General features: G+C 62.1%; 18 protein-coding genes and 1 riboswitch. Of the genes, 4 read left to right on the top strand and 14 right to left on the bottom strand.

Annotated elements, in window-relative coordinates; all coding sequences use genetic code 11:
* Positions 1-11: 11 nt before the first annotated feature.
* The 7 genes from uca to AB4P96_RS24125 form a co-directional block, all read right to left on the bottom strand.
* Positions 12-3650 carry an urea carboxylase gene (gene uca, locus AB4P96_RS24155; RefSeq protein ID WP_395600157.1) on the bottom strand — a complete coding sequence of 1213 codons (3639 nt, stop codon included), beginning with the start codon at positions 3648-3650 and terminating at the stop codon, positions 12-14.
* 241 nt (positions 3651-3891) lie between these two features.
* The gene (locus tag AB4P96_RS24150) at positions 3892-4521 is read right to left on the bottom strand and encodes an urea amidolyase associated protein UAAP2 (protein ID WP_186617463.1); all 630 of its coding nucleotides are present in this window, start codon (positions 4519-4521) and stop codon (positions 3892-3894) included.
* Positions 4522-4530: 9 nt separating this feature from the next.
* The gene (locus AB4P96_RS24145) at positions 4531-5256 is read right to left on the bottom strand and encodes an urea amidolyase associated protein UAAP1 (protein WP_138453786.1); all 726 of its coding nucleotides are present in this window, start codon (positions 5254-5256) and stop codon (positions 4531-4533) included.
* Complete coding sequence (locus AB4P96_RS24140) at positions 5253-6017, bottom strand: ABC transporter ATP-binding protein (protein ID WP_176991241.1); 765 nt, start codon at positions 6015-6017, stop codon at positions 5253-5255. Before AB4P96_RS24140 ends, AB4P96_RS24145 begins: the two co-directional genes overlap by 4 nt.
* Positions 6014-6829 (bottom strand): ABC transporter permease, encoded by an 816-nt coding sequence (locus AB4P96_RS24135; RefSeq protein ID WP_176991240.1) that lies wholly within the window; start codon positions 6827-6829, stop codon positions 6014-6016. The genes AB4P96_RS24140 and AB4P96_RS24135 overlap by 4 nt, the downstream gene beginning before the upstream one ends.
* Before the next feature lie 12 nt (positions 6830-6841).
* A complete protein-coding gene (locus tag AB4P96_RS24130) occupies positions 6842-7909 on the bottom strand; it encodes a putative urea ABC transporter substrate-binding protein (protein ID WP_395600156.1) in 1068 nt (355 codons plus the stop codon).
* A 60-nt stretch (positions 7910-7969) separates the two neighbouring features.
* Positions 7970-8073, bottom strand: a riboswitch (guanidine-I (ykkC/yxkD leader).
* Positions 8074-8230: 157 nt separating this feature from the next.
* On the bottom strand, positions 8231-9853 hold the full coding sequence (locus AB4P96_RS24125) for a methyl-accepting chemotaxis protein (RefSeq protein ID WP_395600155.1): 1623 nt from the start codon (positions 9851-9853) through the stop codon (positions 8231-8233).
* A 305-nt stretch (positions 9854-10158) separates the two neighbouring features.
* Here AB4P96_RS24125 and AB4P96_RS24120 point away from each other — a divergent pair, with 305 nt between their 5' ends.
* Entirely contained in the window at positions 10159-10524 is a 366-nt protein-coding gene (locus AB4P96_RS24120) for a hypothetical protein (RefSeq protein WP_017137314.1), read from the top strand.
* A 54-nt stretch (positions 10525-10578) separates the two neighbouring features.
* On the opposite strand, the gene AB4P96_RS24115 is transcribed toward AB4P96_RS24120, so the two are convergent.
* Positions 10579-11691: an enoyl-CoA hydratase/isomerase family protein gene (locus tag AB4P96_RS24115; RefSeq protein WP_236460897.1), complete on the bottom strand. Its 1113-nt coding sequence runs from the start codon at positions 11689-11691 to the stop codon at positions 10579-10581.
* A gap of 135 nt (positions 11692-11826) precedes the next feature.
* Between AB4P96_RS24115 and ung the strand changes: the two genes are divergently transcribed.
* On the top strand, positions 11827-12519 hold the full coding sequence (ung, locus tag AB4P96_RS24110) for a uracil-DNA glycosylase (RefSeq protein ID WP_138453928.1): 693 nt from the start codon (positions 11827-11829) through the stop codon (positions 12517-12519).
* Positions 12520-12645: 126 nt separating this feature from the next.
* On the opposite strand, the gene AB4P96_RS24105 is transcribed toward ung, so the two are convergent.
* Genes AB4P96_RS24105 through AB4P96_RS24085 form a run of 5 tightly spaced genes read right to left on the bottom strand, consistent with a single transcriptional unit; the run spans position 12646 to position 18017 of the window.
* Complete coding sequence (locus tag AB4P96_RS24105) at positions 12646-13683, bottom strand: AbrB family transcriptional regulator (RefSeq protein WP_026013720.1); 1038 nt, start codon at positions 13681-13683, stop codon at positions 12646-12648.
* A complete protein-coding gene (locus AB4P96_RS24100; protein ID WP_058419550.1) occupies positions 13676-15190 on the bottom strand; it encodes a tripartite tricarboxylate transporter permease in 1515 nt (504 codons plus the stop codon). Before AB4P96_RS24100 ends, AB4P96_RS24105 begins: the two co-directional genes overlap by 8 nt.
* A 1-nt stretch (position 15191) precedes the next feature.
* Positions 15192-15650, bottom strand: coding sequence for a tripartite tricarboxylate transporter TctB family protein (locus tag AB4P96_RS24095; protein WP_099548634.1), 459 nt, complete (start codon positions 15648-15650; stop codon positions 15192-15194).
* Between the two features lie 60 nt (positions 15651-15710).
* The gene (locus tag AB4P96_RS24090; RefSeq protein WP_017137320.1) at positions 15711-16694 is read right to left on the bottom strand and encodes a tripartite tricarboxylate transporter substrate binding protein; all 984 of its coding nucleotides are present in this window, start codon (positions 16692-16694) and stop codon (positions 15711-15713) included.
* Positions 16695-16727: 33 nt separating this feature from the next.
* Complete coding sequence (locus tag AB4P96_RS24085; RefSeq protein WP_395600154.1) at positions 16728-18017, bottom strand: OprD family porin; 1290 nt, start codon at positions 18015-18017, stop codon at positions 16728-16730.
* Positions 18018-18252: 235 nt separating this feature from the next.
* On the opposite strand from AB4P96_RS24085, the gene AB4P96_RS24080 reads away from it, so the two are divergent.
* Positions 18253-18924: a response regulator gene (locus AB4P96_RS24080; RefSeq protein ID WP_017137322.1), complete on the top strand. Its 672-nt coding sequence runs from the start codon at positions 18253-18255 to the stop codon at positions 18922-18924.
* Positions 18917-20302 (top strand): sensor histidine kinase, encoded by a 1386-nt coding sequence (locus AB4P96_RS24075; protein ID WP_017137323.1) that lies wholly within the window; start codon positions 18917-18919, stop codon positions 20300-20302. Before AB4P96_RS24080 ends, AB4P96_RS24075 begins: the two co-directional genes overlap by 8 nt.
* Here AB4P96_RS24075 and AB4P96_RS24070 read toward each other — a convergent pair whose 3' ends face one another.
* Positions 20303-21124, bottom strand: a complete 822-nt coding sequence (locus tag AB4P96_RS24070) for an HDOD domain-containing protein (RefSeq protein ID WP_017137324.1) — start codon at positions 21122-21124, stop codon at positions 20303-20305. It lies immediately after the preceding gene.
* Positions 21125-21155 lie beyond the last annotated feature (31 nt).

Raw genomic sequence — 21155 nt, 5'->3', positions numbered from 1 at the left:
AAATAGAAGAGTCAGTCACGTTCGAGCACCACCACCCGTTGCCCGGCGCCGATGCCGCTGCCGGGTTGCACGGGGATCTCGCGCACGGTGCCGGCGAACGGCGCCACTACCGGGATTTCCATTTTCATTGACTCCAGAATCACCAGCACATCGCCAGCCGACACGCGCTCGCCGTTAGCCACCTGGACTTGCCAGAGGTTGCCGGCGATCGGGCTGTCGACACTGATTTGGTTGGCCTGCAACGGCGTGTCTGCACCTTGTGGTGCCGCGAGTTCTTCGCTGTCGAAATGCGCCTGGCCACTGGCAATCCAGCGTTCACGCTCGGCATTGAAGGCGTGCTGCTGATGCTTACGAAACGCGCCAATGCTTGCGGCTTCGCGCGCGAGGAAAACCTGATACTCCGCGAGGTTCAACTGGCTGTGCTCGATGCTCAATTCAAAGCGCCCCAGCGGAAAGTCGCGCCGGATCTGCACCAGCTCATCAGCCGTCACCGGGTAAAAACGGATCTGGTCAAAGAACCGCAATAACCACGGCTTGCCATCAAACGCCGAGACCTCCCGGTAGCGGTTCCACATCTGCAAGGTGCGGCCCACAAACTGATAACCGCCTGGGCCTTCCATGCCGTACACGCACAAATAAGCGCCGCCAATGCCCACCGAATTCTCGGCGGTCCAGGTGCGCGCCGGGTTGTATTTGGTGGTCACCAGACGGTGACGCGGGTCCAGCGGTGTGGCCACCGGGGCACCGAGGTAAACGTCACCCAGGCCCATTACCAGGTAGCTGGCATCGAACACGGTGTGGCGCACTTCATCGAGGTTGGCGAGGTCGTTGATGCGACGGATGAACTCCAGGTTGCTCGGGCACCACGGCGCGTCCTTGCGCACGGTGGTCATGTATTTTTCGATCGCCAGCTGGCACGCCGGGTCGTCCCACGACAGCGGCAAGTGCACGATGCGCGAGGGCACTTGCAGGTTGGGGGTGGCGCACACAGCGGCCCATTGCGTGGTGATCAACGCCAGTAAACCGGCCAGCGGCAGTTGTTCGGGCTGGTAGTGGATTTGCAGGGAACGGATGCCTGGGGTCAGGTCGATGACACCTGGCAGGGCGAGAGTTTCCAGGGCTTGCATGAGTGCATGAGCACGAAAGCGCAGCACCAGGTCCAGCTCGGGGGCGCCGATTTCCAGCAGCAGGTGAGTGTCGCCGGCGAGGCGGGCGACGAGGCGGGTGTCGCTTTCACCCAACTCCAGCACCACAGGCGATCCGATCGTAAGTGGGCCACGGTCGATGTGGGAGCCGGGCTTGCCCGCGATGGCATCAATGTGGTCTGCCTGAGGTACCGAGTTGTCTGGATCGCAGGCAAGCCAGCTCCCACATTGATCCCATTTCAGGGCGAGGTCGCGGGCGGTTTTGAGGTTCACCGGTTCGAACCGCAGTTTGTCCCCGGCCTTGAGTTGCCCCAACTGCCAAAGGTCCGCCTCGATCACCGTCACCGGGCACACAAACCCGCCCAGGCTCGGCCCATCCGGCCCCAGGATCACGGGCATGTCCCCGGTGAAATCCACCGCGCCGATGGCATAGGGGTTGTCATGAATATTCGACGGATGCAGCCCCGCTTCGCCACCGTCCGTGCGCGCCCATAAAGGTTTTGGCCCGATCAGTCGCACGCCGGTGCGGCTGGAGTTGAAGTGCACTTCCCATTGGGTGGCGAAGAAGGTGTCGATGTATTCAGGCTTGAAGTATTCCGGCGCGCCGTGCGGGCCATAAATCACCCGCAGCGTGCGCACCGCAGGCAGGGGTTCAGCGATCAATTGCTGGCCGGCGTCGGCGTCTGTCAGTGGCAGCAAATGCAACACATCGCCAGTGCGTAAAGCGCGCCCGGCGTGCCCGCCGAACTGGCCGAGGGTGAAGGTGCTTTTGCTGCCCAGGTAATCCGGCACTTGCAACCCGCCGCGCAGGCACAGATAGCTGCGCGCACCGGCACCTATGATGCTGCCAAGGCTCAACACCGCGCCTGCTTCAATGCGCAACGCGGTGTTCATCGGCACTGGTTGGTCGTTCAGCAACAGCGTGATGGCTGCGCCGGTAACAGCGACGACCGCCGCGCAGTTAAAGCGCAACAGCGGCCCATTCATGGTGATTTCCAGCGCCGCCGCACCGTCGTCATTGCCCAGCAGGCGATTGCCCAGGCGCAGTGCGCGGCTGTCCATCGGCCCGGAAGGCGGCACGCCGACGGCCCAGTAGCCGAGGCGGCCTGGATAGTCCTGCACACTGGTTTGGGTGCCGGCGCTGAGCACTTCGAAGGTGCTGGCGCTGTAGACCAGGCCTTCCAGGCAACGCGTCCACGGGCGGCCGCTGGCAAACGGCGTGGCCAGCAGGATTTGGCGCAGGTAGTCGCGGTTGGTTTCCACGCCGTAGAGCTGGCTGTCGCTCAATGCCTGATGCAGACTCAGACGCGCCTGTTCGCGGGTCGGCGCCCACGTGATGAGCTTGGCGATCATTGGGTCGAAGTAGGGCGGGATTTCGCAACCGGCTTGTACCCAGGTGTCGATCCGCAAACCTTCAGCCGTCGGGAAATCCACACGGGTTAACAGGCCTGGGCTCGGCTGGAAATCCTTGCCTGGATCTTCCGCATACAGCCGCGCCTGAATCGCGTGGCCCTGAGGGTGCAGCTTCAATTCGCTCAACGCAGGTAGTTCACCCGCCGCCAATTGCACCATCCAGCGCACCAGGTCGACGCCCCAGACTTGTTCGGTGACGCCGTGTTCTACCTGCAGGCGCGTGTTCACTTCGAGGAAGTAGAAGCGGCCGTCAGCGCTGTCAAAGATGAACTCCACGGTGCCGGCGCTGCGGTAATTGACCGCCCTGGCCAGGGTGATGGCCGCCGTGCACAAGGCTTCGGCCATGCCGTCGGGCAGGTTCGGCGCGGGTGTTTCTTCGAGGACTTTCTGGTTGCGCCGTTGCACGGAACAGTCGCGCACGCCAAGGGCGATGACGTCGCCCAAACCGTCGCCGAACACCTGCACTTCCAGGTGGCGGGCGTGCTCGATGTATTTCTCGATAAACACACCAGCGTCGCTGAAGTTGTTTTGCCCCAGGCGTTTGACCGCTTCAAAGGACTCACTCAGCTCTGTCGCATTGCGGCACACACGCATGCCGATGCCACCGCCGCCTGCGGTGCTTTTGAGCATGACTGGATAGCTCACGGTTTCGGCCGCCAGCAACGCTGTATCGAGGCTGTCGAGCAGCTCGGTGCCTTCCAATAATGGAATTTGATGGTGTTTGGCCAAGGCCCGCGCCGTGTGCTTGAGGCCGAATACGCGCAGCTGTTCGGGTGTCGGACCGACGAAGGCTATCCCCGCATTTTCACAGGCTTGGGCAAAGGCGGCGTTCTCTGAGAGAAAACCGTAGCCAGGATGAATCGCCTTGGCGCCACAGGCCTTGGCGGTGGCGAGGATTTTTTCGACTGCCAGGTAGGTGGCCGCCGCCGCGCCTTCGCCGAGGCTGTAGGCCTCGTCGGCTTGCTGGATATGCAGGCTGGCTGCGTCGGCTTCGGCGTATACGGCGATGCCTTTGACCTGCAGCTCACGCAAGGTGCGCAGGATGCGGCAGGCGATGGCGCCACGGTTGGCGATCAAGAGTTTTTCGAACATGGCAAAACCCTGCGGGCCGTCCCGCAAAGTGAGGGAGCACTGCGGTCGTCCGCAGTGCCTGTGGTCAGTGTGGGAGCCGGGCTTGCCCGCGATGGCGGTAGGGCAGTCAGCTTATCGGTTGGCTGATGGACCGCTATCGCAGGCAAGCCAGCTCCCACAGTTGATCGCTAGTGTTTTCGGATGCATTGCCCGGCTCGGGACTGGCACAGGGCGAATAACCACTTACGCAGGCGTTTTATTTTCAGTTCCATACCAGTAACTCCGCAGGGGTCGGGTTGTAGCCGTTGCATGGGTTGTTCAGTTGCGGGCAGTTGGAGATCAGCACGATCACGTCCATCTGCGCACGCAGGTCGACGTACTTGCCGGGCGCGGAAATGCCGTCTTCAAAGGTCAGCCCGCCGTCGGCGGTGACCGGCACATTCATGAAGAAATTGATGTTCGGCCCGATGTCACCTTTACCCAGCCGACCGTCGTGGGCGCAGGCGCGCAGGTAGTTGTCGCGGCAGCTGTGCATGTAGCGTTTTTCCAGGGCGTAGCGCACGGTGTTGCTCTCTTGGGCACAGGCACCGCCGAGGGTGTCGTGGCGCCCGCAGGTGTCATCGACGATGGTCAGCATCGGCTGGCCAAGGTTGGAATACAGCACGCTGCCGGTGCTCAGGTACACGCGGTTTTGCCGGCGTAATGTGCGCTGTACGTCGTAGCGTTCCTTGGGGTTTTTGCGGCTGTAGAACAGCGTGTCGACGGCCTGGTTGCCCTCCAGGTCGAGGATGCGCAGGGTCTGCCCGGCCTTGACCTCCATCAGCCATGGCTCGCCAGCAGGAATGGTGGCGCGGTACACGGCTGCCTCGGGTTGTTTCAGTGCGATAGACATGGCAGTTCCTCAGGCGAACAGGCGGTCGGTGTTGATAAAGCCGCGCTCGTTTTCCGGGCGCGAAGTGCGGCAGTGTTCGGCGACACTGGAATCGGCGTTCATCCAGCTGAGTTTCAGCGGTTGCGGCGCGTAGTTCGGGTTGGGGTCCATCGGGTGTTGCAGCGCGGTCAGCACCACGAGTGTGTCCATCGGCGCGTAGAGTTCGATGTAGTCGCCGGCTTTGGAATTGCCCGGCACAAAGTGCAGGCCGCCGCCTTCGTCAACGCTGACCCGGCTGAACAGGTTGAGGGTCATCAGCAGGTCGCTAAGCCCCAACCCCCACTTGCCCAATTCCACCAGCAGGTTGTCGGTGCCGTTGCGAAAGAAGCCGTTGCGCAGCTCCTGATAACGGCCCTGGCCGTACTTTTCAGCGACCTCGGCGGCGCACAGCACGCCGCCGATGCTGTCACTCCAGCCGCAGGTGTCGGCGGTGATGGCGGCCAGCACGCGGCCCATGTCCGAGTACAGGCAGTGGCCGCGGGTGAGTTTGGCGGTGTGTTGGCATTTGAGGCTGTCGGGCAGGTTCAGACGCTCGGTTTTTTCATTGGCATTGAGCAGGGTCAGGCTGACGTTGGCACCACCGCGAATATCCGTGAGGCGCAGCAGTTGGCCGCGCTTGAGCACAAAGGAGCGGTGGCCGCCGCCGGGTAGCATTTCTTCGGCGAAGGGTGGGAACAGTTGAATGGAATCGGTCATTTGCAAGTCGCTCCAAGTTCGGCGGCCAGCGCTTTGCGGCGCTCGCTGTTCAAAGGGATGTCGTAGGTGATGCGCGCGCCATAGGCGCCGGGGGCGTGGGGGTCGACACGGACTTTGTCGAACACCAGCAAGCGTGTGCCGAGGCTGAAACCTTCGCTGAGGTCGTGGGTGACCATGAACACCGTCAGCCGGGTTTCGCGCCATAGCGCCAGCAACAGCTGATGCATGTCTTTGCGAATGCCCGGGTCGAGGGCGCCGAAGGGTTCGTCCAGCAGCAACACGCGGGGTTTCATGATCAGGGCTTGGGCGATGGCCAGGCGTTGCTGCATGCCGCCGGAGAGCTGCGCCGGGTATTTGTCCAGTGCGTGGCCGAGGCCGACTTTTTGCAGCAGGGCGGCGGCCTGTTCCCGTGCGTCTTGTTTGGCTTTGCCGAACAGCCGTCCCAGCAGCGGCGAGCGCGGTAGCTCAAGGCCAAGCGCAACGTTGTCCAGCACCGTCAAATGCGGGAACACCGAGTAACGCTGGAACACCACGCCACGGCTGGCATCCGGCTCGCCGGCAAGTGGTTGGCCGTCCAGCAGGATCTGGCCTTTGCTCGCGGTTTCCTGGCCCAGCAACAAGCGCAGGAAGGTCGATTTGCCGCAGCCGGACGTGCCGACCAGGGTGCAAAACTCACCCTCATCGACATGCAGGTTGAGCCCTTCCAGCACCACCTGTTCGCCATAGCGCTGCCACACATTGTTGACGCTGATAAAACTCATGGCCGCGCTCCTTCGTACCAGGGGAACGCACGCCGTGTGAGGGTTTTGAGGCCCCAGTCCATCAGCCAGGCGAGCAGGGTGATCCACACCACGTAGGGCAAGATCACGTCCATCGCCAGGTAGCGGCGCACCAGGAAGATCCGGTAGCCGAGGCCGTCGGTGGAGGCGATGGCCTCGGCGGCGATCAGGAACAACCACGCCGAGCCGAGCATCAGCCGCAGCGAGATCAGCAAGCGCGGCAGCAGTTGCGGCAGTACCACGCGCAGCATCAAGGTCCAGGTGGACGCGCCGAGGGTCTGCGCCTTGACCAGCAGCTCCACGGGGATTTCCCGCGCGCGTTGCTCCAAGTCACGGGCCAGCGCCGGGGTGATACCGATGACGATCAGCATCACCTTGGACAGTTCGCCCAGGCCAAATACGATGAACAGAATCGGCAATATCGCCAAAGGTGGCACCATCGACAGCACCGTGAGCAGGGGCGATAGCGGCGCGCCAAACAGCGGCAATGTGCCGGCGGCGATGCCCAGGCACAGGCCGGCGAGGGCGCTGATGCCCAAGCCGATCGCCAGGCGGCGCAGGCTGGAGGCGCTGTCTTGCCACAGCACATATTCACCGGTACGCGTATCGGCGCTGAACGCCAGGCGTTTCACCGCGTCGCCCATTTGCGCGGCGCTGGGCAGCAGTTTGTCGTTGGGGTTATCCGCCAGGCGCTCGGCCGAGCCTACAAAGTAGGCGAACAGCAGCAGGGCGAACGGCAGCAGCACCAACAGCAGGCGGCTGGAGCGTTCCGGGTGACGGTTGATCAGGCGCATGGCCGGGTCCTCTTACAGCGTGCCTTCGGCGGCCATCTGTACGTAGCTGGGGTCGAAATGCAGCTTGAGGTTGGCGGTGTCGCCGTTGGTTACGCCATTGGCGAAGCTCATGCCCACGGCGCTGGCGTCCCTGGCCCCTTCGCCGAGCAGGCCGTGTTTAAACGAGAACTCGGCGACCTTGCGCAGGGTGGCGGGCAGTTGCGCGCTGGTGGCGAACGCCAGCGCTTCCTTGGGCGTGGCGAACAGCTTGGTGGTGTCCAGTTGCGCCTGGAAACCCTTGAGGTCGGTGCCGGAGGCCTTGGCCATATGTTCAAGCGCCGCGGTGCTGGCAGCGTTTTTGGCGTTCATCAGCGCGACCACTTCAAACCAGGCACCGGTCAGCGCTTTGCCCAGGGCCGGGTTGTCTTTGAGGGTTTGGGTGTTGACCACCATCATGTCCATGATTTCGCCGGGCACTTTGCTGGAGTCGAACACTTGGGTGACGCCCGGTTTAGCCTTGATCTCGGAGAGCATCGGGTTCCAGGTGGTCACGGCTTGCACCTGGTCGGTGTTGAAGGCCGCGGCGATGTCGGCGTCGGAGGTGTTGACCACTTTCAGGTCTTTTTCGGTGAGGTCAGCCGACTCCAGGGCGCGGGCGAGCAGGTAGTGAGACACCGAGAGTTCCACCAGGTTGACGTTCATGCCCTTGAGGTCGGCCACGGTCTTGCCGGTGCCCTTGATCACCACGCCATCATTGCCGTTGGAAAAGTCGCTGACCACCAGCGCGGTGCTGTCCACACCACCGGCGGCGGGAATGGTCAGGGCGTCCATGTTGGTCATGGTGCAGCCGTCGAACTGGCCGGCGGTGTATTGGTTGATGGATTCGACATAGTCATTGAGCTGCACCATGTCGATCTTGATGCCGTACTTGCTGGCCCACTTGTCGAGGATGCCTTGGCTGCCGGCGTATTCCCACGGCATCCAGCCGGCATAGATCGTCCAGCACACACTGAAGTGGTCTTTGGCAGCAGCTTGGGTTTGAAAGCTCAGCACGGCGGCAAGGGCGGCGGCGAGCAGGGCGGGTAAACGGATTGCGGGCATGGGGCTTCTCCAGTTGAACATGGGCGAGCAGGAGCAACGCGGCACCGCGAACGGTGGCTTGTCTCCCGGGCTTTTATCCCGCCGTGTAACCTCAACTGGAGGTCGCCAACTCTCGGACCAGCCACTCGCCTTTCAAGCGAGCCGGAACCCTAGTCGGCCATTGCAAATTGTGGTGCCGCGAACCTGTGATGAATCCTGCACGGGAGAGGCAAAGCGAGAGTCGTGCCAACTGGGCCAGAGGCCCGGTTTACGGCCGGGCGTGGCGGGGAAGAGGGGTGTGCGTGCGCCACTCGGGTGCGTTGGCGCACTGCAATGAGGCGGTTACAACTGGAACTTGCTGACCAGCACGTTGAATGAGGTGGCCAGGCGCGACAGGTCCTGGCTGGAGGCGTTGGTCTGGTTGGCACCGGCAGCGGTCTGGGTGGACAGGTCCTGGATGTTGAGCAGGTTGCGATCCACTTCGCGGGCCACTTGGGCCTGCTCCTCGGAAGCCGAGGCGATCACCAGGTTGCGTTCGTTGATCTTCGCCACGCTGGCGGTAATGCGTTCCAGGGCTTCGCCGGCGTTTTGCGCCAGGGTTTGGGTGTTGTTGGCCCAGGTCAGGCTTTTGTTCATGGCGGCCACGGCGTCATCGGCGCCGACCTGCACTTCGCCGATCATTTTTTCGATATCGACGGTTGAGGTCTGGGTGCGATGGGCCAGCGCGCGGACTTCATCGGCCACCACCGCAAAACCACGGCCTTGCTCACCCGCGCGTGCGGCTTCGATGGCGGCGTTAAGGGCCAGCAGGTTGGTCTGGTCGGCGATACCGCGGATCACGTCGATCACCTTGCCGATCTCGCGCACCTGGCTGGCCAGGTCGGCCACCGATTGTGTCGAATCGTTGATCTCGACCACCATCGAACTCATACCGGACACGGCCTGCGCCACCTGCTCACGGCCTTCCTCCGCTTCAGTGGTGGCCTGGCGCGAGGCTTCGGAGGTCGACACCGCATTGCTTGCCACTTCATCCACCGCCGCCGTCATCTGGTTGACGGCAGTGGCGGCTTGCTGGATTTCGTCATTCTGGCGCGTGAGGCCACGGCTGCTTTCGTCGGTGACCGCACTGAGTTCTTCAGCGGCGGAGGCGAGCTGGTCGGCGGCGTTGGCGATTTCCACCAGCGTGCTTTTCAGCCCGCCCTGCATGTCGGCCAATGCCATCAACAATTTTCCGGCTTCGTCAGTACGGTCGGTGATGATGGCTTGGGTCAGGTCACCCTTGGCAATGCGTTGGGCGCTCTCGACGGCCTGGGCGATAGGGCGGGTGATCAGGCGGGTGATCAGCACGCCAATGATGAGGGCGATGATGAAGGCCAGCACGATGCCGCTGATCATCCAGGTCAACGCGCTGCTGCGCAGGTCGGCGGCGGCGGCGGCGCCTTCCTGGATCTGGCGGTTGTTGGAATCGATAATCACACGGATCAGCTCGCGCGCCTGACGGAACAGCTCATTGTTGGTGCTGTTGAGCTGAGCGCGCGCCTGCTCGAGCTGGCCGCCGTTCATCATCGCGACGATGCGCTCGGAGTTGCTGATGTAGGTGGGCCAGATCTGGTCGAGCTTGTCACCGGCTGCCCGTTCGTCGTCTGCCAGCGGCGTGGCGCGGTAGGTGGCGTAGGCGCTCTGGCTGCGTTTGAGTTCGTTGGCGATGTCCTGGGTCACGCGGTCGCGGTCCTGGGCGGAGACGTCGCCCTTGCTGGCGTCCAGCAAACGGTACAGACCACGGTTGTGGGCGACCAGACCATTGAGCGTACTTGCCGTGTTGCTGACGGAAACCAGGTTGTTGGAGAACGTGAGTTCCAATGCGCTGGAAAGGCGCACGACGCTTTTGATACCCAGCAGGCCAACCCCGAGGGTGACCAGTGCGCACAGTAGGAATGAAAGCAGCAGCTTGGTTGAAATTTTCATGACTCTAATCCGGCGATATTGGCGAGGGGCGCACGATAGAGCCTCCCTGGCCATGTGCGATGTCATAGTGACATCATCGCAATCGACAAGGTTCCGGGCCAGCAAAATTTACTGAATCGATAAAGTAACTTGATAGTTACCGGGATGCGCAACGGATCGTATCGACCGCCTACGGTCATGTATCAAGTTGTTACCAAAACGCACCAGATCTGGTTTTCGATGTCCGATACTGTGTCATTCGGCGAAAGCCGGGTGCCGCCCTCCCGCGTCGCTGGAGGTGCTCTTCCGCGGTCCAGGAGGCCGCCATGTATCGACGACTGCTGCTCAGCGCTTTACTCGGTCTTACCCTTTCTGCTTGTGTGCCCTACTACGATGGAGGCGGTAGCTACTATCGATCCGAGGTCTACACCGCGCCGGCGCCGGCGTATTACTACGGCGGTGGCACGTACTATTCGGCGCCACGTTATTACGCACCGGCTCCGCGCTATTACGCCCCCGCACCGCGTTACTACTCGGCGCCGCGTTATTACCAACCGGCCCCGCGCTACTACCCCTCGGGCCCAAGGGGCGGTTACCGGCCTTATCCGAACCAGGGTTGGGGCGATCACGGCGGCAGAGGCGGGCACGGTCGGGGTGGCGATCATGGAGGTGGCCGCGGCGGTCACCGCTGACAGGCCTTGAATGCAAACGGCGCAGGAAGCGCCGTTTTTTGTGGGCGACACTTTTCAGTAATCGGACAAATCCGCCAGCGGATGCCGGCCTTCCCACACCTTGTTGAAATGCGCCTGCACCACCGCGTCCGGGATCGTATTGATATCCGGCCAGTGCCAATGGGGCGTCTGGTCCTTGTCGATCAAGCGCGCCCGCACGCCTTCGGCAAACTCCGGGTAACGGCAGCAATTGAGGCTCAGTGTGTATTCCATCTGGAACACCTCGGCCAACGACAGGTGCCGCGCCCGCTGGATCTGCTCCCACACCAGGTGCGCGGTCAGCGGGCAGCCTTCACTCAGGTTTTTGCCGGCGCGGCTGAACAGCGGGTCGGCGTGCTCACGTAACGGGCTCAAGGCGCGCCAGGCACAGCGCACATCAGCCACATCCAGCCATTCGTCGATCTGCGCACGGCGCGGCAGCCATTGCGCTTCGGGTTGCTGGTCGACGGCTTCCTGGGCGAGCGCCTTGAGCAGGCTGTTGAGCTGCATCGCGGTTTGTTCCTGCCAGTTCAATTGCAGCAGGCCATCTATCAACGCTTCCTGCTGGTCATCGCGCAGGAAACGGTCGGCCAGGCCCAGGTCCAACGCATCGCGGCCGTTGATATGGGCGCCGGTGAGGCCAAGGAATAACCCCAGCTTGCCCGGTAACCGCGACAGGAACCAACTGGCCCCCACATCCGGGTACAAGCCGATGCTGATCTCGGGCATGGCCAGGCGGCTGCTCGGCGTGACGATACGCACCGAAGCGCTCTGCAGCAGGCCCATACCACCGCCGAGCACATAACCGTGCCCCCAGCAGATCAGCGGTTTGGGGTAGGTGTGCAGGCGGTAGTCGAGGCGGTATTCAGCGGCGAAGAACTGCGCGGCCAGGGCGGGCACTTCGCCGGGGAGTTCACGGCAGGCCTGGGCCAGGCTGCGGACTTCGCCACCGGCGCAAAAGGCTTTGGGGCCATTGCCGCACAGCAGTACACACACGATATTCGGGTCTTTGGCCCAGGCCTCCAGGCGTTCGTCCAAGGCCAGGATCATGGGCAGGGACAGTGCGTTGAGGGATTTTTCCGCGTCCAGGCTGGCGATGCCGAGGCGGGCACCGTCGCTGCCGGTCAGCTCTTCGAAGTGCAGGTTCATCGTGACCTCAATCGAGAAAGTGAAGGTTCAGTATGAACGCTTCAAAGGAAAGTGCCGATGATGTGTCAGATCAATTGACAAGCGGGGTCGGCTTTCCTAGGGTTCGCCCATTCTTTTTTACACGATGAACACACCATGACCGAAGGCGACCGCATCAAACTCGAACCCAGCTGGAAACACGCCCTGCGGGATGAGTTCGACAAGCCCTACATGGCCGAACTACGCGAGTTCCTGCGCCAGGAACATGCCGCCGGCAAAGAGATTTACCCGCCTGGCCCGTTGATTTTCAACGCGCTCAATTCAACGCCTTTGGACAAGGTCAAGGTGGTGATCCTCGGCCAGGACCCGTACCACGGCCCCGGCCAGGCTCATGGCTTGTGCTTCTCGGTACAACCGGGCGTGCCGACGCCGCCGTCACTGGTCAATATCTATAAAGAGCTCAAGCGCGACCTGAACATCGACATTCCCAACCACGGCTGCCTGCAAAGCTGGGCCGACCAGGGCGTGCTGATGCTCAACACCACCATGACCGTGGAGCGCGCGAATGCCAATGCCCACGCGGGCAAGGGTTGGCAGTTCTTTACCGATCGTGTGATCGAAGTGGTCAGCGAGCACCAGCCGCACCTGGTGTTCCTGTTGTGGGGCGCCCATGCGCAAGGCAAGCAAAAGCTGGTGGATGCGACCAAGCACCTGGTGCTGACCTCGGTGCACCCGTCGCCGCTGTCGGCGTATCGCGGGTTTTTGGGGTGTGGGCACTTCGGTCGTACCAACAAGTTTCTTGAGCAGAATGGCGAGACGCCGATTGAGTGGCGGTTGCCGCCACTCTAAAGGTTAGTCACAAACTAATGTGGGAGCTGGCTTGCCTGCGATGACGGTCTGTCAGCCGATACATTTATTGACTGAACCACCGCTATCGCAGGCAAGCCAGCTCCCACATTGGAATTTTGTGAAGGCTTAGATTTTTTCCGGCTGACGATTCCAGTGCCTGAACAACGGCTCAGCCAAAAACAGCACAAACAACAAGCGCATTACCTGCATTGCCGTTACCAAAGGCACCGACAGCTGCAAAGTCTCTGCCGTGAGGCTCATTTCGGCAATGCCGCCCGGCATCATGCCCAGGGTGAGTGAGCGCAAATCCAGCTGCGTCAGCGCGCTCAAGCCCACCGCCGCCAACGTCGCAAGCGCCATGGTCAAGGCGGTGCCGATCAAGGTACGGCCCATGAACGACGGCGCACGACGGAAGAACTGACGGTTGAAGTGGCAGCCCAGGCCGCTGCCGATCAGCCACTGGCCGATCTGGCTGCCGCCGTCCGGCAGGCCGTAATGCAAGTCCCAGACAACACTGGCAGTCGCGCTGACCAATAGTGGCCCGAACAACCACGGGTTTGGCTGACGTAAACGCTGCCAGCCCCAAGCCACCAGCGCGCCCAGCGGGAACAGCAGCGCCAGCCAACCCCAACTCACTGGCGCCGGGTGAAACTGCGGCGTGCCGCCTTCGAGCAAGTACTTGAAGATCGCCGGCACACACAGCACCACCACCAGCACACGCAAACTTTGCCCCGCTGCGACACGGCTGAGCACTGCGCCATTACGGGCGCCGAGGTTGACCATTTCACCGGAACCGCCCGGCATGCTGGAGAAAAACGCGGTGGCGCGGTCTTCGCCGCTGCGGCGCATCAACCACACGCCGACCACGCTCGACAGGCTGGTGATCAGCGCACCGAAGAAAATCAGCCCGAAGTGGCTCATTACCTGTTCGATCACCACCGGCGTGAAGTGCAGGCCGATGCCGATGCCTACGACCCATTGGCCACATTTGCGCCCGCCGGGAATCTCCGCCAACTGCCACGGCGTGAGGCAACGCACCAGGATGATCGCCAGCAACGAGCCGACCATATACGGCAAAGGCCAGCCGACGAGGCTGGCCAGGTAACCGCCGGCCAGGCCGACCAGCGGTGTTGCCCACCATTGTTTAAAGGTGACCTCAGACATCGGCCAGGGCGCGACGCTGTTGGGCACGTTTACGCCAGATACGCAGCAGCGGCACGAACAACATGATCGCCGTCAGCACCCACACGCCAAAGGTGATCGGGCTGGACCAGAGTATTTCCAGCGCACCGTTGGAGATCGACAGCGCGCGGCGCAGGTTCTGCTCCATCAGGCCACCGAGGATAAAGCCCAGCAGTACCGGCGACAGCGGGAAGTCCAGCTTGCGCAGGATGTAACCGAAGATGCCGATGCCGACCATCAGGAACAGGTCGAAGGTGGTGGCGTGAACCGCGTACACACCGATGGCGGTGATGATGGCGATCACCGGCACCAGCGCCCAGTTCGGCACGGCGAGGATGCGCGTGAAGATGCGGATCATCGGGATGTTAAGGATCACCAGCATGATGTTGGCGACAAACAACGAAGCGATCAGGCCCCAGACGATGTCCGGCTGTTGTTGGAACAACAGCGGGCCGGGGGTGATGTTGTACAGCGACAGGGCGCCGATCATCACTGCGGTGGTGCCAGAACCTGGCACGCCGAGAGTCAACATGGGGACCAGAGCGCCACAAGCGGCCGCGCCGATCGCAGTTTCCGGTGCAGCCAGACCGCGTTTATCACCTTTACCGAATTCGCCCGAGGCGCCGGCGATGCGCTTCTCGGTCATGTAGGCCACGGCACTGGCCAAGGTCGCGCCGGCACCCGGCAAGACACCCATGATAAAGCCGAGCACGCCGCAACGAATGTTCACGACAAACACTGATGCGGCTTCCTTGACGTTGAACATCATGCGCCCAGTGGTTTTCACGGCTTCCTGGCCACGGTGGGTTTTTTCCAGCAGCAACAGGATTTCGCTGATGGAGAACAGGCCCAGTACCAACACCACAAACTGGATGCCGTCGGTGAGGTGGATGTTGTCGCCGGTAAAACGGTACACGCCGCTGTTGGCATCGATGCCCACGGCCGAGAGGAACAGGCCGATCAGCGCTGCAACAAACGTCTTCAGCGGTTTGTCACCGGCCATGCCGCCCAGGCAGACAATCGCGAACACCATCAGTACGAAATATTCCGCCGGGCCGAAGGCAATCGCCCATTTGGCCAGCAGCGGCGCAAACAGCACCATGCCGCAGGTGGCGATAAACGCGCCGATGAACGAACTCCATGCTGACAGCGACAACGCCACACCGGCCAGGCCTTTGCGGGCCATCGGGTAGCCGTCGAGGGTAGTCATTACGGTAGAAGCTTCGCCCGGGATGTTGAGCAGGATCGAGCTGATACGGCCGCCGTATTCGCAGCCCAGGTACACAGCCGCGAGCAGGATCAGCGCCGATTCCGGCGGCAGGCCCAACGCGAACGCGATGGGGATCAACAAGGCCACGCCATTGATCGGGCCCAGGCCCGGCAACAGGCCGACCACGGTGCCGATCAGGGTGCCACACAGCGCGGTCACCAGATTGTAAGGGGTCAGTGCAACGCCGAAGCCCTGGCCCAAATAGCTGAACGTATCCATATCAGTTCTCCAGAACTTCAAGCAGGCCGAGGGGCAGCGGTACATCCATGGCCTTGTCGAACAGCAGGTACAGGCCGATAGCCATGAGGGTGACGATCACTACGCTGGGCAACCAGCGGCCGCCATACAGGCGTGCCATTGGAATGCCGATCAACATGCTGCTGAGGATGAAGCCCAATGGCTCGAAAGTGCCGGCGAACACGATCAGCAGCGCGACGCAAAGGCTGATCTTGATCAGGGTTTCGCGGTCCAGCGCGGGTTCTTCTTCGGTGTGCTTGGTTGGCTGCGGGCGAAAGATCATGTAGATCAGGCCCAGGCTCATCAGGCCGAGCATCAGCAGCGGAAAGGCACGTGGGCCGACCGGCTCGTAGGAAAACGCCGCCTGATACGGCCAGGCCATCAGTGCCAGGCCGGCGCAGACCAGCAGCATCACCGAGGCGAAAATGCGTTGTAAGAGCATGTGGAACTCCTGGGCCGCGCCGCCCGTTAAAGAGGGCGCAGCCGTGCAAAAGAGGGGCGATTACTGGATCAGGCCGAACTCTTTGGCCAGCACTTTGTAGTCAGCCACCTGTTTCTTCACGTAGGTGTCGAGCTCCGGGCCGGTCATGGCAAACGGGAACAGCTCGCGCTGGTCACGCAGCTTGGCGAACTCTTCGGAGGCCAGCAGTTTGTCGAACGCTTCTTTCCACCAGGCGTAGTCGGCATCGCTGACTTTTGGCCCGAGGTAGAAACCGCGGACCACTGGCCAGACGATGTCGTAGCCTTGCTCTTTGGCGGTCGGAATGTTCTTCATTTCCGGCTCGTCCAGGCGCTCTTCGGCGAACACCGCTAGCAGGCGCATGTCACCGCTGAGGATGTGCGGCATGGAGTCGGAGATGTCGGTGCTGCCCACCTGGATGTGGCCGCCGAGCAGGGCGGTGGCGATTTCACCGCCGCCTTCGAGGGCGACATAACGCAGTTCGCGCGGGTTGATGCCGGCGGCCTTGGCGATCAGGGCGGTTTGCATCCAGTCCTGGCTGCCTACGGTGCCGCCGGAACCGATCACCACGCTGCCCGGATCTTTCTTCAAGGCTTTGACGAGATCGTCGAGGGTCTTGTAGGGCGAATCGCTTTTCACTGCGATGGCACCGTAGCTGGTGCCGACCGCTGCCAACCAACGCACGGCGCTTTCATCAAAACGGCCGAACTTGCCCTGGGCCAGGTTCAACAGCGAACCGCTGGACCAGGCCACCAGTGTGCCGCCGTCCGCTGGGCGCTGTGCTACCACCGCGTTATAGGCCACCGCGCCCACGCCGCCGGGCATGTAGGTCACACGCATCGGTTTACTCAGCAGCTTCTCATTGACCAACGCGCTTTGCGCCAGTTTGCAGGTCAGGTCAAAACCACCGCCGGGGGAGGCTGGGGCGATGCATTCCGGGCGTTTGGGTTCGTCGGCGGCCAGCAGTTGGCCGGCGAACAACATGCAGCCGGCGGCGAGGGCCAATTTACGCAGTGAATAGGTCATTTGAATCTCCGTCTTGTTGTTATTTAGGGGCTACTACCAAAGTGCGACGCTATAGCTGACCAGCACGCGTACTTCATCCGCATCACGGGCCGAGTAGTTGGAGCGGTACGTGGCATTACGCAGGCGAAACGCGACATCCTTGAACGTGCCACTTTGTACGATGTAGCGGATCTCGCTGTTGCGTTCCCACTCCTTGCCGGTCTCGCCGTTCTTGAGCTTGATGTTGTCACCCGACAGGTAACGGCTCATGAAGCTCAAGCCGGGAATGCCCAGCTTGGCGAAATCGTAGTCGTAGCGCGCTTGCCAGGAGCGTTCTTCGGCGCCGGCAAAGTCGTTGATCTGTACGAAGTTGACCAGGTACGGGTCGGCCCCATCCACATACGGAAAGGCGCTGTCGCCGGACATGTGCTGGTAGCCGGCGCTGAGCTTATGGCCATTGAGGGCATAGCTGAACAGGCCGTTGAGGGATCTGTTGTCGATCTTGCCGCCATGGGCCGCGCCCGTGTCATCACTGATGGCCAGGCGCAGGTCGGTGCCGAAGGTGCCGGGGCCGAGCGGGCGCGAGGCAACCAGGCCGAGAAAGTGCTGGCGGTACACGTCATCGAGTTGGGCGAAGTGGTAACTGCCGGTGATCTTGTCGGCGAACTTGTAGTCAACGCCGCCGAAGTTGAAGTGCTTGCCGGTAGCGCCGCTGACGAAACGGCTGTTCTTGTTATTGAGGGCGATTTCTTCGTAGTCAGTGGAATCGCGGTCTTTGGCTTTGTCCAGGCGGCCGCCGGTAAACACCAGGTTCTTGAATTCTTTGGAGGTCAGCAAGCCACCGTTGAAGGTCTGCGGCAGGATGCGGCCGTCGTTGGGCTTGAGGGTCGGCAGTTCGGGGATCAGCGCACCGATCTTGAGTTCGGTGGCGGAGATCTTCACTTTGCCGGTCAGGCCGAGTTTGGCGTAGTCGTCGACAGCGCGGCCGTTGTCAGTGGGCAGCAAGCCAGAACCTGTGCGGTCGGGGCTGGAGTCGAGCTTGACCCCAAGCATGCCCAGCGCGTCCACACCAAAGCCGACGGTGCCGTCGGTGTAGCCCGATTGCAGGTTGAGCATGAAGCCCTGAGCCCATTCGTCGCGCTTGGATTGCTGCGCGCTGGTGCCGTCGCGAAAGTCGCGGTTGAAGTACATATTGCGGGTTTCCAGGGTCGCGCTACTGTCTTCAAAGAAGGCAGCCTGGGAAAGCGGCGAAAAACCGGCAAGGGCGGTGGCACTGGCAAGGGCGGTCTTGGCAAGACGGGAAAAACGCACAGGCGGGCAAGCCTGGGGCTGGGTCGACAGCATCGTGGTGTACTCCGTTATTGTTCTTATTCTGGCGAAAACGCTTCGAGGCGCTTTTCGATCGCTACGGATCAGGTAGCTCGGCGGGCATTACCCACCGTTGCTGGATGCTAAAGGGCGAAGCTTTCACTAACCTTTCAGCTGCCTTTCAAGGTTTTCGGGCTTCACAGGGCAGGCGGCGCCTGTAAACTGCCCGCCAAAGCGTGGCGTCGACCATGCCCGAACGAGGTGAAAATCCATGCGTGTCCTCTTGGTTGAAGACCATCTGCAACTCGCCGAAAGTGTTGCCCAAGCGCTCAAGAGCACGGGTTTGACCGTCGACGTACTGCACGACGGCGTGGCCGCGGACCTGGCCTTGAGCAGCGAGGAATATGCGGTGGTGATCCTCGATGTGGGGCTGCCGCGCATGGATGGTTTTGAGGTGTTGGCGCGTCTGCGGGCGCGTGGGAAAAATCTGCCAGTGCTGATGTTGACGGCGCGCAGTGATGTAAAAGACCGTGTGCATGGCCTGAACCTGGGCGCTGATGACTACCTGGCCAAGCCCTTCGAGTTGACCGAGCTGGAAGCGCGAGTCAAGGCGCTGCTGCGCCGTAGCGTGCTTGGCGGCGAGCGTCAGCAGGCGTGCGGCGTGCTGGTCTACGACCTGGATACCCGGCGTTTCACCGTGGGCGGCGAGCTGATGACGTTGACCTCTCGCGAGCAGGCGGTGCTTGAGGCGCTGATCGCGCGGCCCGGCCGCGTGATGAGCAAGGAGCAACTGGCTTCCCAGGTGTTCGGCCTGGACGAGGAAGCCAGCCCCGACGCGATTGAAATCTACGTGCACCGCCTGCGCAAGAAACTCGACGGCCAGCCCATCGCCATCGTGACCTTCCGTGGCCTTGGCTATTTGCTGGAAGCCCGTGATGCATAAGCCCAGCAGCCTGCGCTGGCGGCTGCTGTGGAACCTGGCGCTGCTGCTGGTGGTGCTGATGCTCGCCAGCGGCATGAGTGCTTACTGGAATGGCCGCGAAGCCGCCGACACCGCCTATGACCGCACTTTGCTGGCTTCTGCGCGCACCATCGCCGCCGGGTTGACCCAGGTGGACGGTACCCTGAGTGCCAATGTGCCTTATGTGGCGCTGGATACCTTCGCCTACGACAGTGCCGGGCGGATCTATTATCAGGTCAATGACATCGACCGAAAATTGATCTCCGGCTACGAAAACCTCCCTGGCCCACCGCCGGGCACGCCGCGCACCGATGATTACCCGGCGTTGGCGCGGTTCTACAACGCCATGTACCAGGGCCAGCATGTGCGGGTGGTCAGCCTGCTCAAGGCGGTGTCAGAGCCGAACATGAACGGCATGGCGGAAATTCGCGTGGCCGAAACTGACGAAGCTCGCGAGAGCATGGCTCGCAGCCTGATGGCCGACACTCTGCTGCGCCTGGGCATGCTGGCGGTCGGTGCGTTATTGCTGGTGTGGTTTGCCGTGAGTGCGGCACTGCGCCCGCTGGAACGCCTGCGCACCGCCGTGGAAGAACGCCAGCCCGACGACTTGCGCCCGCTGCCGCTGGTGGAGGTGCAGCATGAGTTCGGCCCGTTAGTGCGCTCGCTTAATCATTTCACCGAGCGCTTGCGCGGCCAGTTCGAGCGCCAGGCGCAGTTTATCGCCGACGCCGCCCACGAATTGCGCACCCCGCTGGCGGCGCTCAAGGCCCGGCTTGAGCTGGGCCTGCGCAGCAGCGACCCGGCGACGTGGCGCAGTACCTTGGAAACCGCAGCCCAAGGCACCGACCGTCTGACCCACTTGGCCAACCAATTGCTGTCCTTGGCACGCATCGAAAACGGCGCGCGGGCGATTGCCGAGGGCGGTGCGCAATTGCTTGACCTCAGCCAGCTGGCGCGGGAACTGGGCATGGCCATGGCGCCGCTGGCCCACGCGCGGGGCGTTGCCCTGGCATTGGAGGCGGACGAACCGGTGTGGCTGCGCGGTGAGCCGACCTTGCTGAATGAACTGCTGAGCAACCTGGTGGATAACGCCCTGGCCCACACCCCATCGGGCGGGAACGTGATTCTGCGGGTGACCGCGCCGGCGATCCTGGAAGTTGAAGATGACGGCCCAGGCATCCCGCTGGATGAGCGGGACCGGGTTTTCGAACGTTTCTACCGCCGCAGCCAGCAGGGCATGGGCTCGGGCTTGGGGCTGGCGATTGTCGGCGAGATCTGCCGGGCGCATTTGGCGCAGATCAGCCTGCATGATGGTGAATTGGCGGGGTTGAAGGTGCGGGTGAGTTTTATCGCGGGGTAGTCAATAGAACATCGAGCGCGCTTCATCCAGCTCGGCACGCAATGTTTCGCTGTAGGGGTCGATGCGCAGCTTCTTGAGCGCCGGCAGGCTGGTAACGTCTACGTTGGCCAATGGATGCGCGGTGCCTCGGTGGCAATACAGTACGGCGATTTGCACCACGTCGATGTAGTCCAGGCTTGGGGAGTCACGCTCCAAATCCAGGTACTGCCCCGGCAGCTTGGCCAGCATTTCCGGGAAATCCCACACACCCAGCAGTTTGTCACCCAGCAACGGGTGAATACTGTCGATGACATGGTTGAGGCTGACCGGGTCGGCCAACAGCTCGTAACGGTCTTCGGCGTAGGTGAGGATCGGCAGCACGCCAATCTGATGCACCAGCCCGCCGAGGGCGGCCTGGTCCGGCTTGAGGTGGCTGTGGTTGCGGCACAAGGCATAACTCACGCCCGCCACTTCCAGGCTGCGGCGCCACACTTCGCGCATTTTCAGTTCGACGACTTCGGAGCGGGCGTGGAAGATCTGTTCCATGACCAGACCGATGGCCAGGTTGCTGCTGTAGTTGGTGCCCAGCCGCGTGATGGCGGTATGCAGATCAGTGACTTCCTGGGTTGCGCGTAGCAGCGGGCTGTTCACCACTTTGATCAGGCGCGCCGACAGCGCGGTATCGCGACCGATCACTTTGCTCAAGTGGCTGATGCTGATCTCCGGGTCTTCCGCGGCCTGACGAATGTTCAAGGCCACTTCCGGTAATGTCGGCAGAACCAGGTCATCGTTGTCGATGGCCGTTACTAAAGCCTGTTGGACTTTTTCCGCCAGCTTGTTCATTCATGCTCTCTAGGGTGTTGCAAAAAGGTGC

Source organism: Pseudomonas sp. B19125 (assembly GCF_044218855.1).
Taxonomy (GTDB): Bacteria; Pseudomonadota; Gammaproteobacteria; order Pseudomonadales; family Pseudomonadaceae; genus Aquipseudomonas; species Aquipseudomonas edaphica.
This window is presented reverse-complemented; position numbering and strand designations above follow the sequence as displayed.